13 protein-coding genes, 1 pseudogene and 1 riboswitch are annotated in these 14,455 nt (G+C 57.9%); of the genes and pseudogenes, 3 read left to right on the top strand and 11 right to left on the bottom strand.

Translation table 11 applies throughout. The annotated features are described in order from the left end of the window. The first annotated feature begins 364 nt into the window (after positions 1-364). Together VGC62_RS00725 and mntP are read left to right on the top strand one after the other, a co-directional pair. Positions 365-2,728: a DNA polymerase II gene (locus VGC62_RS00725; RefSeq protein ID WP_331185186.1), complete on the top strand. Its 2,364-nt coding sequence runs from the start codon at positions 365-367 to the stop codon at positions 2,726-2,728. Positions 2,729-2,857: 129 nt separating this feature from the next. Beyond that, positions 2,858-3,037: riboswitch (yybP-ykoY riboswitch) on the top strand. Then, on the top strand, positions 3,036-3,599 hold the full coding sequence (gene mntP / locus VGC62_RS00720) for a manganese efflux pump MntP (protein WP_331185185.1): 564 nt from the start codon (positions 3,036-3,038) through the stop codon (positions 3,597-3,599). (Overlaps the previous riboswitch by 2 nt.) A gap of 55 nt (positions 3,600-3,654) precedes the next feature. On the opposite strand, the gene VGC62_RS00715 is transcribed toward mntP, so the two are convergent. The 8 genes from VGC62_RS00715 to VGC62_RS00680 form a co-directional block, all read right to left on the bottom strand. Further along, positions 3,655-4,194 carry a DinB family protein gene (locus tag VGC62_RS00715; protein WP_331185184.1) on the bottom strand — a complete coding sequence of 180 codons (540 nt, stop codon included), beginning with the start codon at positions 4,192-4,194 and terminating at the stop codon, positions 3,655-3,657. A 55-nt stretch (positions 4,195-4,249) separates the two neighbouring features. Next, entirely contained in the window at positions 4,250-4,831 is a 582-nt protein-coding gene (locus tag VGC62_RS00710; protein WP_331185215.1) for a GNAT family protein, read from the bottom strand. A 29-nt stretch (positions 4,832-4,860) separates the two neighbouring features. Then, complete coding sequence (locus VGC62_RS00705) at positions 4,861-6,024, bottom strand: murein transglycosylase A (protein WP_331185214.1); 1,164 nt, start codon at positions 6,022-6,024, stop codon at positions 4,861-4,863. A 248-nt stretch (positions 6,025-6,272) separates the two neighbouring features. Then, positions 6,273-6,719 (bottom strand): CBS domain-containing protein, encoded by a 447-nt coding sequence (locus VGC62_RS00700; RefSeq protein WP_331185183.1) that lies wholly within the window; start codon positions 6,717-6,719, stop codon positions 6,273-6,275. Positions 6,720-6,875: 156 nt separating this feature from the next. Continuing rightward, complete coding sequence (locus tag VGC62_RS00695; RefSeq protein ID WP_331185213.1) at positions 6,876-7,466, bottom strand: N-acetyltransferase; 591 nt, start codon at positions 7,464-7,466, stop codon at positions 6,876-6,878. Between the two features lie 91 nt (positions 7,467-7,557). Next, positions 7,558-8,931, bottom strand: coding sequence for a nucleotide 5'-monophosphate nucleosidase PpnN (gene ppnN / locus VGC62_RS00690; RefSeq protein WP_331185182.1), 1,374 nt, complete (start codon positions 8,929-8,931; stop codon positions 7,558-7,560). Positions 8,932-9,178: 247 nt separating this feature from the next. Further along, complete coding sequence (gene sodC, locus VGC62_RS00685; protein ID WP_331185181.1) at positions 9,179-9,697, bottom strand: superoxide dismutase [Cu-Zn] SodC; 519 nt, start codon at positions 9,695-9,697, stop codon at positions 9,179-9,181. A 269-nt stretch (positions 9,698-9,966) separates the two neighbouring features. Then, positions 9,967-10,308 carry a hypothetical protein gene (locus tag VGC62_RS00680; protein WP_331185180.1) on the bottom strand — a complete coding sequence of 114 codons (342 nt, stop codon included), beginning with the start codon at positions 10,306-10,308 and terminating at the stop codon, positions 9,967-9,969. Between the two features lie 677 nt (positions 10,309-10,985). Between VGC62_RS00680 and VGC62_RS00675 the strand changes: the two genes are divergently transcribed. Then, positions 10,986-11,570 carry a GNAT family N-acetyltransferase gene (locus VGC62_RS00675; RefSeq protein ID WP_331185179.1) on the top strand — a complete coding sequence of 195 codons (585 nt, stop codon included), beginning with the start codon at positions 10,986-10,988 and terminating at the stop codon, positions 11,568-11,570. Between the two features lie 55 nt (positions 11,571-11,625). Here VGC62_RS00675 and VGC62_RS00670 read toward each other — a convergent pair whose 3' ends face one another. From VGC62_RS00670 to VGC62_RS00660, 3 genes and pseudogenes are all read right to left on the bottom strand, one after another. After that, positions 11,626-12,963 (bottom strand): LLM class flavin-dependent oxidoreductase, encoded by a 1,338-nt coding sequence (locus tag VGC62_RS00670; RefSeq protein WP_331185178.1) that lies wholly within the window; start codon positions 12,961-12,963, stop codon positions 11,626-11,628. After that, the gene (locus VGC62_RS00665) at positions 12,960-13,931 is read right to left on the bottom strand and encodes an aliphatic sulfonate ABC transporter substrate-binding protein (RefSeq protein ID WP_331185177.1); all 972 of its coding nucleotides are present in this window, start codon (positions 13,929-13,931) and stop codon (positions 12,960-12,962) included. Before VGC62_RS00665 ends, VGC62_RS00670 begins: the two co-directional genes overlap by 4 nt. Before the next feature lie 186 nt (positions 13,932-14,117). Beyond that, positions 14,118-14,455: pseudogene (locus VGC62_RS00660) on the bottom strand (ABC transporter substrate-binding protein); the annotation flags it as partial.

Here is a 14,455-nt window from a genome sequence, read left to right as displayed (position 1 = left end):
GATGTCTCCTGGGAATGAAATCGGCAGACCGGCGATGCGACCGCAGTGGGTCGGCTCGGTAAAAGTTGCAACTATCGACCGACCGTCCGGCGCTAAGGTTCACCGAGCGCGGCGACGCTGTCCAGTATCAAATAGCCGGGTGCCTGTGCAGGACGGTAAACAGCCCAATAAACACGCATGTTTACGCCGCCGCGGCAGTGTTAGACGCCGTCATCATCTGCACTGCCGTGTGGTAAAGCCTTGGGGCGATGCTCGGTAGATCCACCTGTTGTTCGGATCTGTTCTTATCGATATGCCTGCGCGCTTTCCGAGGGGGATAACCGTAGAATTACCCCCTTGAAATCAGCTTTGTGAGGTTGCAGCGGTGGACTTACAGCAGGGCTTCGTCCTGACCCGGCATTGGCGTGACACCGGCGCAGGTACGCAAGTCGAATTCTGGCTGGCGACCGACAACGGTCCCAGGCGTGTTCGCCTGCCTTATCAGACCTCTGTGGCGTTCATCCCCGAGATCCACCGCGAGCGTGCCGAAGCGGTGCTGCGTAAAGAGCGTGACGTCGAACTCAAGCCGCTGCAGCTGTGCGATTTTCGCCACCGTCCGGTGTTGGGGTTGTATACCCGTCAGCATCGTCAATTGATGAACCTGGAGAAGGATTTACGCAAAGCCGGGGTCGACATTTACGAGGCTGATGTGCGCCCTCCCGAGCGCTACCTGATGGAGCGCTTCATCACCGCACCCGTGCAGTTCAGCGGTACGCCCGATGCAGATGGCCTGTTACTTGACGCGCAACTCAAGCCCGCGCCTGACTACCGTCCCACCTTGAAACTGTGCTCCCTGGACATCGAGACCACCGAGCGTGGCGAGCTGTACTCCATTGCACTGCAAGGCTGCGGTGAACGTCAGGTGTACATGCTCGGGCCGGCCAATGGCGATGATGCGCGGGTAGATTTCAAGCTTGAATACTGCGACAGCCGCACAGTGCTGCTGGAGCGTCTGAACCAATGGATGGCATTGCACGACCCGGACGCGATCATCGGCTGGAATCTGGTGCAGTTCGACCTACGGATTTTGCACGAGCATTCGCAACGTTTGCAGGTGCCGTTGCATCTGGGGCGCGGCGGGGAAGTCATGGGCTGGCGTGAACATGGCGCGAAAAACAGCCACTTTTTCGCATCGGTTGCAGGGCGCCTGATCATCGATGGCATCGAAGGGCTGCGTTCGGCGACCTGGAGCTTCCCGTCGTTCAGCCTGGAGAACGTCGCGCAAACCCTATTGGGCGAAGGCAAGGCTATCGACAATCCGTATCAGCGCATGGACGAGATCAACCGCATGTTCGCCGAGGACAAGCCAGCGCTGGCCACTTACAACCTCAAGGATTGCGAGTTGGTCACGCGGATTTTCCACAAGACCGAGCTGCTGACGTTTTTGCTTGAGCGCGCCACAGTGACCGGTTTGCCCGCCGACCGCAGCGGCGGCTCAGTTGCAGCCTTCGAGCATCTGTACATGCCGCTGATGCACCGCCAGGGTTTTGTGGCGCCGAACCTCGGCGAGCGCATGCCCGAAGCCAGCCCTGGCGGTTTCGTCATGGATTCGCGTCCCGGCCTCTATGAATCGGTGCTGGTGCTCGACTACAAGAGCCTGTACCCGTCGATCATTCGCACTTTTCTTATTGATCCGGTGGGCTTGGTGGAAGGCCTGCGGCAAACAGACGATGCGGACACGGTGCCGGGCTTTCGCGGCGCACGTTTTTCTCGCACCCGGCATTGCTTACCGGCGATTGTCGCGCGGGTGGCCGAAGGACGCGAAGCGGCCAAGCGCGAACACAACGCGCCGCTCTCGCAAGCGCTGAAAATCATCATGAACGCCTTCTACGGCGTATTGGGTTCCAGCGGTTGCCGCTTTTTCGACACACGTTTGGCCTCGTCGATCACCTTGCGCGGCCACGAGATCATGCGCCAGACGCGCACGTTGATCGAAGGCCAGGGCTATGAGGTGATCTACGGCGACACTGACTCCACGTTTGTCTGGCTCAAGCGCGCGCATGGGCAAGAGGAGGCGGCGCAAATCGGCAAGGCGTTGGTGACGCACGTCAACGGCTGGTGGTGTGAGCATCTGCACCAGACGTTCGGCCTGGAAAGCGCGCTGGAGTTGCAGTTTGAAACTCACTTCAAGCGTTTTCTGATGCCGACCATTCGAGGCGCGGAGGAGGGCAGCAAGAAACGCTACGCCGGTCTGGTTACGCGTGCCAATGGCGAGGATGAAATGGTCTACAAGGGCCTTGAAACCGTGCGCACTGACTGGTCGCCCCTGGCGCGCGAATTTCAACAGGAACTCTACCTGCGCATCTTCAACCGCCGTGATTATCAGGATTACGTTCGCGACACCGTGCGCCGTACCCTGGCGGGCGAACTCGACCACCAGTTGATCTACCGTAAACGCCTGCGCCGTTCACTGGACGACTACGAACGCAACGTCCCACCGCATGTCCGCGCGGCCCGCATGGCCGATGAATACAACCGCAAGCAGGGCCGCCCGCTGCAGTACCAGAATCGCGGCTGGATCAGCTACGTGATCACTGTGGCCGGCCCGGAGCCGCTGGAAATCCGTACCGCGCCGATTGATTACGACCATTACATCACCCGCCAACTACAGCCAGTGGCGGATGCCATATTGCCGTTCGTGCAGGACGATTTCGGGAAGCTGGTGGGTGGGCAGTTGGGGTTGTTTTGAGGGACTGTGCTTGTTCGCATAACCCTCGCGTGAGCGCGTCGGCTCAACAAAGAATCGCGTCCGGGCTAGCGACGATTACCCGGCCCACGCAGTTATTAATGTTTTTTTCACACAACTGTGTCTAGACTGCGCACCTTCGTTGGGGAGTAGCCTGCTTCTGAGTGATCTCGGAAGCGTTCGTATCAACATTCTCGGCAGCATGCCGTGGTGCGAACACCGTTTTCGGTTGGTGAGACCAGCGACACTTCCATGCCTAAAGTCGGGCGTGTGGATGTGTCGTTGACTCATAGCCCGACTGGATGTAACCGTGAATCCCATTTCCCTGATTTTCCTCGCCCTGGCTATGTCTACGGACGCCTTCGCGGCGGCCATCGGCAAAGGCTCAAGCCTGCACAAACCTCGTTTCATCGAAGCCCTGCGTACCGGTTTGATTTTCGGTGTGATTGAAGCCATCACGCCCCTTATCGGCTGGGCCATTGGTCAGGCTGCAACGCGCTTCGTCGAAAACTGGGATCATTGGATTGCCTTCACGCTGCTGCTGATTCTGGGCCTGCACATGATCTACAACGGGTTGAAGCACGAAGAAGGCGAGGAGCAAAAGCCCACCCAGCATTCCTTCATGATTCTCGCTGTCACAGCCTTCGCCACCAGCATTGACGCGCTGGCGGTGGGTGTCGGCCTCGCCTTTGTTGACGTAGACATCTTCGTCGCAGCTGCGGCCATTGGCGCGGCGACGATGACCATGGTGACCCTCGGCGTGATGCTCGGCCGGGTATTGGGAACGGTCGTGGGCAAGCGGGCGGAAATCGTCGGCGGTGTAGTGCTGATGCTGGTTGGGACGACCATTCTGTACGAGCATCTGATGGCTTGATCAATCGGCTCACTGATGTGTGAGTGCGGGCGCAGCGAGATTGATGTTGCGCCCGTTACTGCCACACGTCGTGCTCGCTCAGCCCCAGCACGCGCATTTCCTCTTCCCGAAATCGTCCATCTGCCTTCAGAAAAAACTCGTCCAGTTGCGGCGGCGGGACGCTGGTCCCCGCGAGCATCGTGTGAACCTGACCACGGTGATGGATCTGGTGCTCGAATAAGTGCAGCAGGATGCGGTCAATGCGCTCTTCAAACATGCCTTCGGCACGATTGAGCTTCACCTCTCGGGCAGCCTCTTCGCAAACGACTCCTTTGCAGAATTTAACCAACAGGCGGTCGGTTGTGCGCTGTTGTGCCGCTACTTCAAGAAAGGTTCTGGTTGAACAAGAGGATAGATCCTGCCCGGCCAGATCGCCTGACAGGACGGCCAAGTAGTAATCGTCGACATCGAGAATGTGGCACAGCGTGTGTTGTATCGAAGGGAAAAAGCCGGTCCTCGGCGCTTTGTACTCGGCTTCGCTCAAGGCTTCACAGGCGGTCAACAGCCGGTGGTTGGCCCAGAGATTGTTAAACGCCTGGGCGAGGAAGTAGTTCATGGCTGTTCTCTGGATGTAAGTCGGGACGACACTGATCAGCATAGTCCACAGCGACTCAGCGTTGCCTCATCTTGCCCAATAGCATCGCCTTCACTTCGGGCCATTCGGTGTCGATGATGCTGAAGCGTACGGAGTTTCGCTTGCGCCCGTCAGGCATGATCCGTTCGTGGCGCACGATACCTTCCTGTTTAGCACCGATGCGCAGGATGGCGGCGCGGGATTTCTCATTGAGCTCGTCAGTGGTCAATTGCACGCGCACACAGTTCATCACCTCGAAGGCGTAGCTCAGCAGCAGGTATTTCATCTCGGTATTCAGGCCCGAGCGCTGCACTGATTGGCTCAGCCAGGTGTGGCCGATTTCCAGTTTGCGATTGCTGCGATCGATCTTCCAGAAACGCGTGCTGCCGACGATCTGGCCGGTTTCGCGCTGAACGATGACAAACGGCATGACCGTGCCAGCCTGTCTGCCTTCCAATGCTTTGGCGATGTATGCATCGGCAGTGTCATGGCCGGGAATAACCGTGACCTTCATGTTCCATAATTCGCCGTCTTCAGCAGCTTGCACCAACTGCACGGCATGTTCGGCTTGCAATGGGTGCAGTTCGACGGTGTTTCCCTTGAGTAAAACCTGTTCGATTTTCACGGGGTAGCACTCACTGCTCTTGGTTAGGGATTAGAGTGGCTGTTGGTGTTGGGCAGGGCAGCGCCTTTGGGCCACAACATCCAGATCTGTCCTTGCTGTTTCATGTTGCCCGCCAGTTCGCCTGCCGCATCACCGGTGCCCCAGAACATATCCGCGCGGACTTCGCCAGCAATCGCTCCGCCGGTGTCTTGTGCGGCGACCGGCCGTGTGAGTGGGCTGCCATCGGGACGTGTCGACGACAGCCACAATAGGCTGCCGAGGGGAATCACTTTGCGGTCGATGGCCACGCTGTAGCCGGCGGTCAGCGGAACGTTGAGTGAGCCGCGCGGGCCTTCGTCGCTGTCCGGACGCAGGGTGAAGAACACATAGCTTGGGTTGCTGCCCAGCAGTTCCGGCACTTTGTCGGGATTGGCGACGGCCCAGGCGCGGATCTTGCCCATGGACACTTCGTCTTTCTTCAATTGACCTTGCTCAACCAGCCAGCGACCAATGGGTTTGTACGGGTAGCCGTTCTGATCGGCGTAAGCGATACGCATTTGGCGGCCGTTTTCCAACTGAACACGTCCGGAGCCCTGAATCTGCAAAAATTGCAGGTCCATCGGATAGCCCAGCCACGCCAATACCGGGGCATTGGCGCCTTTTTGTCCGATGGTGGCGGCATCGTCATAAGGACGCAGGACCCGCCCTTCCAGACGACCACGCAGGCGTTTGCCTTTGAGTTCTGGGTAGATGCTGTCGAGATTGACGATGATCAGGTCATCCGGCACGCCGTAAATCGGCACGGTGTGCGCGTCGTCGCGCTGTTCGCTGCCGGCATAGATGGGCTCGTAATAGCCGGTAATCAGGCCGGTGGCGCCATGCTCGGAGGAGCGCAAGCTGTAGACCTGAAGTTGGTTTTTGAGGAAGTCACGAATCGCGACAGGGTCAAGCGGGACCTGCGCCGCTGCCGCGCACGTGCCGCCCCAGACGGGGTCCTTGGACAGGCGTTTACAGGCGGAAAACCAGCTACGGTAACCGGCAAGTAGATCCTGATCGCTGACAGCGGGCAGCTTGTCCCACTCGACGCTCACATACGTTGTTACTTCAGATGGCTTTGGCTTGGGCCCGCCGCCATCGCAGGCAGCAAGGAGGGCGATCAAGGGAGCGACGCAAAACAAAAAACGGCGCCAGTGCAGGCTTGGCTTCATCACGCAGGACATTTCCTGAAAGGTAAATCGAACTCGGTAGCTTGGTGAAAGTGACGAGCGACGTCAAATCGGCGAGCGCCCAATACAGAGTCGTGGGCAGATCATTTTTATGAAAGTGGCTGGGGAACTGGTGGGCTTAAGTTCCCTCCCACGGCAATTCCCCTGGTCATTTGGATGTGTTGTTAAGCGTTTTGCTGGCGACGTGCTCGACGAACGCTATCGGCCTTCGTGCTGTTGATGCCATGCGATCAGGAAATCTCACCGCGTATGTACTGTTCCATGGTTTTGATCAGTTCGGCTTGTTCGGCGATGGCTTCTTTGACCAGGTCGCCAATGGACAGCAGGCCGATCAGTTTGCCTTCGTCGACCACGGGCAGGTGACGCAGGCGCATGTCGGTCATGATGCCCATGCATTTATCCAGCGTGTGGTGGCGATCCACGGTTCTGACTTCGCGGGTCATGATCTCGCTGACCGGTGTACCGATGGACGACAGGCCCTTGAGCACCAGTTTGCGGGCATAGTCCCGTTCACTGAGGATGCCAACCACACGACCATTGCTGATCACAGGCACCGCACCAATATTTTTCTCGGCCATGAGTTTGAGGGCGTCGATGACCATGTGCTCGGGCGCAACGGTATGTACTTCCCCGTGGTGATGGGCTTTGAGCTTCAGTAGTTCGGCTACGGTCTTCATGCTGGCCTCTCCGGCGCTTATTGGTCAGGGCGGCCCCATGCGCTGATGGGGCCGTGCATACAGGATCGTAGAGAGATGGCAATCCGGCAAGTGGGAAAGCGCCGTTCACGCGAATGAAAAGCGCCAAGGTGCGCCCGCAGCCGAATGTATGCAGCCTCAGATGGGCTTACGGCCTTCGCGGCGCGGACGTGAAATTACCGATTCGATGTTCTTGCGGCCGATCAATAACGGCGTCTTGGCTTTGCGTGACGGCGGTACTTGAGTCAGCCATTTGTACATCACCAGGCAATCCACCAGGCCCAGTTGTCCGTGGCGATACGCGCGGGGCAGTCGACCGACTACTTCGAAACCAAGCTTTTGCCACAGCGCGACCGCCACTTCGTTGGTTGCAACCACTGAATTGAATTGCATGGCCTCAAAGCCTTGTTCGCGCGCCAGCTGTTGCGAGTGTTCGCACATCAAGCGAGCAACGCCGCGTCCGCGCGCCGCTTCGGTGACCATGTAGCCGCAGTTGCTCACATGCTTACCGGGGCCCGATGCGTTGGCCTTTAGGTAATAACTGCCGAGCAACAGGCCGTCTTCTTCGGCGATCAGCGTGTGCAGCGGCACGTCCAGCCACAAATGCCGAGCCTGCTCCTGAGTCAGGGCCGGATCGTAGGCGTAGGTTTGCTGAGCGACGATCACTGCCTGAAACGTCGGCCAGAAAGTCTCGAAATCGTCAACGGTCATCGGGCGGATCTGGATCATGGAACTCCTTGAAGTTTGCGGCAGGTGCATCACCGGTGGGCGATCCTTTTCGTGGGTAAGCCTCGCCAACTGACTTTGAGTCAGCCAGCGATCAGGAAACCACCCGATAGCACGGCTCATACGCCGCACCGCCCGGCAGTTTCATGCGGTGCTGTTCGACGAAGGCTTGCAGTAATTTGTCCAGCGGTTGCATCACCGCAGCGTCACCATGGATTTCGTACGGGCCGTGCTCTTCGATCAGGCGGATGCCCTTGTCCTTCACGTTACCGGCCACGATGCCTGAGAATGCGCGGCGCAGATTAGCCGCCAATTCATGGGGCGGCAGGCCACGGTGCAGTTGCAGGCTCGCCATATTGGCGTGGGTCGGATCGAAGGGGCGCTGGAAGCCTTCTTCGATCTTTAGCATCCAGTTGAAGTGGAATGCGTCGTTGCGCTCGCGGCGGAACTGGCGGACGGTCTTCAGGCCTTCGGTCATTTGCCGCGCCACTTGGGCGGGGTCGTCGATGATGATTTCATAGTGACGCTGCGCTTGTTCGCCAAGGGTCGCGCCGACAAACGCGTGTAACTGTTGCAGGTAAGGCGCCGTGCTTTTGGGGCCGGTGAGAATGACCGGGAACGGCAGCCCCTCGTTGTCCGGGTGCATCAGAATGCCCAGCAGGTACAGAAACTCTTCCGCCGTGCCAGCACCGCCAGGGAAAATGATAATGCCGTGGCCGACCCGGACGAAGGCTTCCAGGCGCTTCTCGATATCCGGCAGGATCACCAACTCATTGACGATCGGGTTCGGTGCTTCGGCGGCGATGATGCCAGGTTCGGTCAGCCCCAGATAACGACCGCCGTTGATCCGTTGCTTGGCGTGCGCGATGGTTGCGCCTTTCATCGGGCCCTTCATCACGCCCGGGCCGCACCCGGTGCAGATGTCCAGCTTGCGCAGGCCCAGCTCGTGGCCGACCTTTTTGGTGTATTTGTATTCTTCGGTGTTGATCGAGTGACCACCCCAGCAGACCACCATTTTCGGCTCGACACCGGCACGCAAGGTGCGGGCGTTGCGCAACAGGTGGAAAACGTAGTCGGTGATGCCTTGAGAGCTGCTCAGGTCGATACGCTGGCTGTCCAGCTCGCTTTCGGTGTAGACGATGTCGCGCAGCGCGCTGAACAGCATTTCCCGGGTGCTGGCGATCATCTCGCCGTCGACGAATGCATCGGCTGGCGCATTGAGCAGTTCGAGGCGCACGCCACGGTCTTGCTGGTGAATGCGGACTTCGAAGTCTTTGTAGGCCTCAAGGATGGTCTTGGCGTTATCGACGTGGGCGCCGGTATTGAGAATCGCCAGTGCGCATTGGCGGAACAGGTTATAGATGCTGCCCGAACCTGCTTCGCTCAGTTGCTGTACTTCTCGTTGTGACAGTGTTTCCAGGCTGCCTTTGGGGCTGACCGAAGCGTTGATTACGTGTCTTGAAGCCATTCTGAATTCCCTGAAAGCGATGTCACCTGGCCGGTAAAGGCGGGTGGCATTAGAACTGTGAACGCTCGTGACGCTCACGCATGACAGGCATTTTCTACGGCGTATGGTAGGGAAAGCAAACGCTGTGATGTAAAAGCTTGAAGTTGTTGCAGTGCAAGCTTTGCAGGGCGACCAGCAAAGCGTGCAAACGCAGCGAGGGCCCAACTGGCACCCTCACTGATCGTTGTTTGCCCGAACTGGCTGCAGATCAGATCACGCCGCAGGCCATTCGATCACCGCCACCACCCAGAGGCTTGGGCATGTCGGAGTGGTTGTCGGCGCCAGCATGAATCATCAGCGCATGGCCTTTGATTTGCGCAATTGTTTTCAGGCGCGGGGCAAGCACCGGATAATTGGCCACACCATCGGCAGTCACGTAGATCGCTGGCAGGTCACCTAAATGGCCGTCAGCATACGGGCCCAGATGCTTGCCGGTCTTGGCGGGGTCGAAGTGGCCGCCTGCGGCGAGTGCGGCGACTTTCACACCGTCTTTGGTGCCAGCCTCGCAACTGCCATTTTCGTGGACATGAAAACCGTGTACGCCCGCCGGTAGAGATTTCAGATCCGGCGTGAACAGCAAGCCGTAGGTTGTTTCGCTGATGGTCACTTGACCAACGGCCTTGGGCGCGCCGTCGGCACTGACCAGATTGACAGGAACTTCAAGAGACGCGGCATGTGCGCCTAATGACAGGGTGCCGAGAAGGCCGAGCCAGAGATGGGGTTTCATAATTGTCTCGAGAATAGTGTCGGGATTATTCAATTAGCTGCTGACGACGGCATCCGGGATGAAGCCCGATGCAATCGCAGTCAGCCTGCGTAAAACGCTGCTGAGAATAGGAAAGAAGTGAGCTCTCGTCCAACACCAACAAGCCATTATTTAATGACAAAACATGATGGAATAAACGCGTCGCGCTCACGTGTTATAGCGCATTGGGGGGCAATCGTTGGCCTCGCGCAGGCAAGGCGTTTCAGAGGGGGTCGATACAGAGTCGCGCTTTACAGACAGTCCCGCGCGGCGCTCTCCAGGGGGCTGTGTACCAGCGCTGAGAGGGGGGCGCGTTGGTACAGAAACACGCGTGTATTGGGATTGCCTTTGTAGACCTCAAGAATTTCATCGGCGGCAACTTTGCTGGCGACCAGAATCTTGTAGTGCCCCTTGCTCTCGGTGAGCGTTGCATCGGGCTTGGCTTTCTGCCATTTCGGAAAAACACAGGCAACATAGTTGGCCGGCGTTTTTTGGGTATCCAGATCGACTGAGGGGTTGTTCGGGGTAGAACCACAACCTGCCAATAACAAAGAAAGCGAACTTGTCATCAATAAAAAGCGCATCAATTTCATCCTGAAACTATTTAGGAGACCTGACTGTAGAAGCCAGTTGCAACGTTCGCCACGGCAAAGGGTATTTGGATAACGCAAACGTTGAGATGACCGTTTGATTGCTGTACTGACAGACCGCACAGTCAACGTTCCCTTAACGGCGAGGCGCGTATGGTGAACGGCGAGTGACAAAATGGAAAGACTGCGCAAGAGCTATTCGACGAATGCCCGCCAATGAAGCCTTCAAGTAAGAACGATTCGCTTTACTATAAATGCAATAACATTCTCCATAAGTTATGCGATTGCGCATAACTCTCTCGAACGTGCGGCAGTGATCGAAATTGCGCAGGTCGAAGGCGTGAAAGATAAAGCGCTTAGAATTCCGTTTCAATGGTTGCAGCTTTTACCAGGTCAGCGAAGAAGAAGTAACGATTGACGGCATACAGAGTGACAGCGGTGAGAGCAACGACGTTGAGGGCATGAATGAGCATAGCGAGCAATCCGGTGAGGTGGGGGGGTGCTGGCTATCTTACTCACCTGACGAGGAACCAAAAGAAACACGGATTCATGGTGGCTATTAACGATATTGATGGGCGTGATGATTATCCTCAAACTCAGCGTTGCGTTTGCAGTGGGCCTTTTGTGAAGCATGATGCCGGTGCCGACCTCTTCAATCATTCTGTGCTGGAGCGCCGCCGATGGACATCATGGCTGACCCGATGCTGATCCAACTTACGACCGAACGCCTGACTCTGCGTCCTCCTCAGCCATCGGATGCAATGGCGATTCAGCATTACTACATCGTGAATCGGCATCATCTGCAGCCTTGGCAGCCGTTGCGCTCCGCTGGTTTTTTCGCGTTGTCGGCTATCGAGCAAAGGGTTCACTACATTGAGCAGGAGCGGCTCGCGGGTCGAGCCTTGCACCTGCTGGTGTTGGCGCACGAAGCCGATGGCAGCCCTGGTCAACTGGTTGGTGAATGCAATTTCAGCAACATCGTGCTCGGTGTCTTTCAAGCCGGTCACCTTGGTTATTCGCTCGCTGCCCACGTTCAGGGCCAGGGCATGATGACCGAGGCGTTACGTGCAGGTATCGGTTACGTGTTCAAGGACCTTGGACTGCATCGGATCATGGCCAATTACCTGCCCGAGAATGAGCGCAGTGCGCGTGTCCTCACAGCGCTGGGCTTTGAGCGCGAAGGCCTGGCGCGTGCGTACCTGAAGATCAACGGTGTGTGGGCTGATCATGTGCTCACGTCACTGATCAACCCCACGTCACGCTGATGATCGAGCGTGACCCGTCAACGTTTCGATGCTGTGCTGCTCACCGCGCTCGACATCATTGCACCTCGGTAAACTGACTCACCGGCCGCGCCAGTCCCAGATGCTCGCGCAATGTCGTGCCCTGATACTCGGTTCTGAACAGCCCGCGCCGCTGCAACTGCGGTACCACCTGATCGACGAAATCATTCAGCCCGTCGGGCAAGTACGGCGGCATGACGTTGAAACCGTCGCAGGCCTGGCTTTCGAACCATTGCTGCAAATCGTCGGTAATCTGGATGGCAGTGCCGGCCAGTACCCGGTGCGAACGGCTGCCACCAAAGCGCTTGCCCAGTTGGCGCAAGGTCAGGCCTTCGCGTTGTGAGAGTTCCTGAACCAGCTTGAAGCGGCTTTGATTGCCACGAATGTTCTGCACATCAGGCAGCGGTTCGTCGAGGGGATAGGCCGACAGGTCATGGTTCATGCTGTCAGACAGCAATGCCAGACCTGCCAGCGGATGCACGTTCTCCTCAAGTTCGGCAAAGCGTGCCTGCGCCTCATCGCGACTGCGACCGACGAATGGCATCACTCCGGGCATGATCCTCAAGGAACCGGCAGCGCGACCCTGCGCCAACAGGCGTTGATTAACTGTGCGGTAAAAGTCCTGGGCTTTTTCAAGATTTGGTTGAGCGGTGAAAATGACATCGGCGACGCTGGCGGCGAAGTCCTGTCCGGTATCGGAGGAGCCCGCCTGAATCAGTACCGGGCGACCCTGGGGCGAGCGTGGCACGTTGAGTGGCCCACGTACGTCGAAGAACTCGCCACTGTGATTGAGGTAGTGAACGCGGTCCGGGTTGGCGAACTCGCCGTTGGCTTTGTCGTGGATCAACGCACCATCTTCCCAGCTGTCCCACAGGCCAACGGCCAGTTCGACGAATTCTCGGGCACGGCGATAGCGCACTTCGTGATCAAGGATCGGTTCGCGACTGAAGTTCAGGGCTTCGCCGTCGTTGGTGGACGTGACGATGTTCCAGCCGATCCGGCCTTCGCTGAGGTGGTCCAGCGTTGCGAAAGTACGAGCCAGTGCGTAAGGGTCATTGAAGGTGGTAGAGGCCGTAGCCGCCAGGCCGATGTGCGAGGTAGCCCCGGCCAGCAGACCGAGCAACGCCACCGGGTCCAGGCGCGGGCTGGCGAGATAGCGCACGCTGGTTTGCAGGTCGTTGCCGTAACGATCGGACAAGGCCAGGCGGTCAGCGAAAAACACGTAGTCGAATTTGCCTCGCTCAGCCGTTTGCGCCAATGCTTTGTACCAGCCCGGACGCGTCAGTTGCGAGGGGTCCGCCTCAGGCAGGCGCCAGGCGGAGGCGTGATGGCCGACGCCCATGAGGAAAGCGCCCAAATGCAATTGTCGGCTCATTGAGCGTTCTCCAGATTGACCACAGCGTCGGCTACATGCACGGGTTTGGGAATCAGCTGATTGCGGAAAAATGCATCGGCAACCTGTTGCTGGCCGGCAATGACTTTTTCGCTTAACGGAAAATGTACGCCCCAGGGTTGGCGGGCGAGGGCGCGTTGCCAGACAGTTATCGGGACTTTGGTGTCGTCACTGAGCAACTGGGCGATTTCATCGATGTGGCCCTTCGCGTAAGTCTCGGTGGCAACCAGCTCTCGAAGCACCACAGCGAGTGTCTCGGGGTAGCGTTTGGCAAATGGACGCGGCGCGATGTAGAAGCTGTACTGCGCTGGGAGCGTGCGCGCGGTGACCAAAGGGCGTGCGCCGCTGGACAGTTCGGTGTCAGCCAGCCGCGGATCGGGCACCACCCAGGCTTGGACATCGCCACGTTCAAAGGCGGCGCGGCCTTCGCTGTAGCCCAGATAGGCTTCATCGACATCCGTCAGCTTGAGGTTGGCCTGTTCTAGCGCTGCGATGAGCAGGTACTGTCCAGCTGATCCTTTGGCCACGGCGATGCGTTGCCCTTTCAAATCGACCACGCTCTTGGCGGTTGAGGTTTTCGGCACGAGGATCGCGTAGTTGTCCTGATAGGGTTCGCTGTAACCGACATAGGTGACATCTGGCGCTGCGCCGGCTTGTGCGATGACCGGCGGTGTTGCACCAACGAACCCAATGTCGATGTCACCGCTGTTGATGCCCTCGACCAGCGGCGGTCCGAACGCGAACTCACGCCAAATGACTTTTACCCCACGAGGGGATAGGGTCTTTTCCAGCGTTCCGCGGTTTTTCAACACCACCAGGCTGTTGCCTTTTTGGTAGCCGATGCGCAGTTGCTCCGGGTACGCAGGATCGTTTTGGGCGAAGGCATTGTTGAGGCTGACGAGGCCGAGTAAGGCCGCCGTCAGTAACCATTTCTGTTTGTTGTGCGTCATTTCTTGTTTTGCCCCTTGCAATAAATGTCAACGCTTGCCGTTACAAAAGTTGTCCACGGAAAACGTGAATATGTCTGTGGATAACTGGCTGAGGGCCATTCACCAAGCGGGTCTTCAGATGGTGATCGTTTAATGACCAGTTTTTGCTATGAGCGGCATGAGTTAAAACAATCGACCTGCCAACCTTCAGTTGAACGCGTCCTTGAACGAGGTATCGATGACGGTTTTGGTGTCGAACGGCTTGGGCAGAGCCCCGGTTTGTACGAGGAAATCAGCTGTGTCCTGGTAGTCCGCCGCTGCTTCTGAATCCACCGGGCCTACGCTCATGTCGGCTTGGCCGATCCAGTGGCGTGACACGGTTTGGTCCAGATTGGCTTTTTTGGCCCAAAGATCTGCGTAGGTTTCCTTGTTCGCCTGTACCCAGGCCCTGGCCTTTTTCAGGCGGCCGAGGAAGTCGGCGATGGCTGCTCGCTTAGGTTCGATGGCGTTAGTATTGGCAGCGATGCTCGACAAACCAGGCATCA

The sequence above is a fragment of the Pseudomonas sp. genome, from assembly GCF_036404235.1.
Taxonomy (GTDB): Bacteria; Pseudomonadota; Gammaproteobacteria; order Pseudomonadales; family Pseudomonadaceae; genus Aquipseudomonas.
This window is presented reverse-complemented; position numbering and strand designations above follow the sequence as displayed.